The sequence below is a fragment of the Caballeronia sp. ATUFL_F1_KS39 genome (assembly GCF_023630985.1).
Taxonomy (GTDB): domain Bacteria; phylum Pseudomonadota; class Gammaproteobacteria; order Burkholderiales; family Burkholderiaceae; genus Caballeronia; species Caballeronia zhejiangensis.
Genome location: NZ_JALQDZ010000079.1, coordinates 1 through 277, shown reverse-complemented (window position 1 = coordinate 277; position 277 = coordinate 1). Strand labels below are relative to the sequence as shown.

Here is a 277-nt window from a genome sequence, read left to right as displayed (position 1 = left end):
CTATTGGCAGTTCGACGTCATGCTGGCGCACCGCCGCCAGCATCGAGAACCCGTCCTGACCAGGCAGGCGTACGTCCGACACGATGGTCCCGATTTCCGGATCACTGATGCGATGGACCGCTTCTTCGACCGACGTGCAGACGTCCAGCGGAATCTGCTCAAGTCGGAAGGCCTGCGCCACTGCTCGGCTGACGGAGGGGTCATCCTCAACCAAAAGCACTTTCAACTCCATCAGGTGGTCTCCTCGTCGCGATCACTCGGCGCCAACGGCAAAGTC

Annotated in this window: 1 protein-coding gene; it reads right to left on the bottom strand. The window is 61.0% G+C overall.

What is annotated here, in order from left to right:
* A partial coding sequence (locus tag NCR93_RS31660; protein ID WP_250532466.1) for a response regulator occupies positions 1 to 232 on the bottom strand: 232 nt, incomplete at its 3' end.
* Positions 233 to 277 lie beyond the last annotated feature (45 nt).